Below are 1,097 nucleotides of genomic sequence, written 5' to 3'. Positions count from 1 at the left end.
CCGAGCTGATGCAATCGCCCCGCGATACCGACGAGGCCGTGAACGCCCGCATGAGGCGCCAAGAGGTGCTGTACGAGGGCGACAAGACGTTCAGCGTCCTGATCTGGGAGGGCGCGCTGCACGCCCTCGTCGGCCCCTCTGAGGTGATGGCTGGCCAACTGGACCGGCTCATCGGACTGATCGGGCTCCCGCAGATCACCATGGGCATCGTGCCCTTCGGGGTGCGGTTGAAGCTGTCGCCGAAGCACGGGTTCTGGATCTTCGATGAACAGCGGGTAGTCGTCGAGACCATCAATACCGAGTTCACGCTGGAGTCCGCAGACGACGTCACCCTGTACGGCCGCGTGTGGGATCGGCTGGCAGCGTCCGCCGTCCACGGGCAGCAGGCACGCCGTCTGATCGGCCGGGCAAGGGCCTCACTTGACCTCGGTTGAGCAACCCGCTTCAACCCGCCAACCAGACGCGCAATCACGCGCAATCGGCGTCCGGGGGCGCAACCATCCTGCATACGGTCCAGTCATGACCCACCCGACGCGCCCCGCGGCGCAGTACGAGGCCGGGGATTCCTGGCTCGCTGACTGCAGCAATGACCCGGCCGCAGTCCGCACGGCATGGGAGCAAGAGACCCTCGCCCCCATCGTCTCCGGCGTGCACTGGCTCGTCGCCGAGTCCAGCCTCACCCGCGGTTGGTCGGCGGCCTCGAGGATCCGGAACTCACCGCACGGCCCCGTACTCGCCGACCCCGACGCCAACAAGATGTTCTGGCTGGTACCGCTGGACGCCGCCGAAGAACTCGCCGACGTCCACCACCTGGCCGGGCACCCGGCGGGCTGGGCCCTGTCCTGCCCGCCCACGGGCTGGCAAGTCGACGGCCGGTTCTGGCTGTGGCGCCCAGACGGCACCGGCCGCCTGAACGACCCCGCCCTCCTCGCCGCCTCGTTCGGCCCCGGCGGCCACGGCATCGCAGCGGAGGGCCGCCCATGACGACTGCCGAGACCAGAGCCCTAGGGCGTGTATCGAATGTGCTGGTCACAGCCACTCGTTGATGGCCGCGACGAGGACGGTCGCCTCGTAGCGGACCGCGAGTTTGTCGTAGC

The 1,097-nt window shown here is 68.7% G+C and carries 2 protein-coding genes; both read left to right on the top strand.

The annotated features are described in order from the left end of the window. On the top strand, positions 1-434 hold a 434-nt coding region (locus ACZ7HQ_RS45835; protein ID WP_471003667.1), incomplete at its 5' end, for a DUF5753 domain-containing protein. Between the two features lie 85 nt (positions 435-519). Then, positions 520-984, top strand: coding sequence for a hypothetical protein (locus tag ACZ7HQ_RS45830; protein ID WP_471003664.1), 465 nt, complete (start codon positions 520-522; stop codon positions 982-984). Positions 985-1,097 lie beyond the last annotated feature (113 nt).

It is taken from the genome of Streptomyces sp. NPDC037290 (genome assembly GCF_055603245.1).
This window is presented reverse-complemented; position numbering and strand designations above follow the sequence as displayed.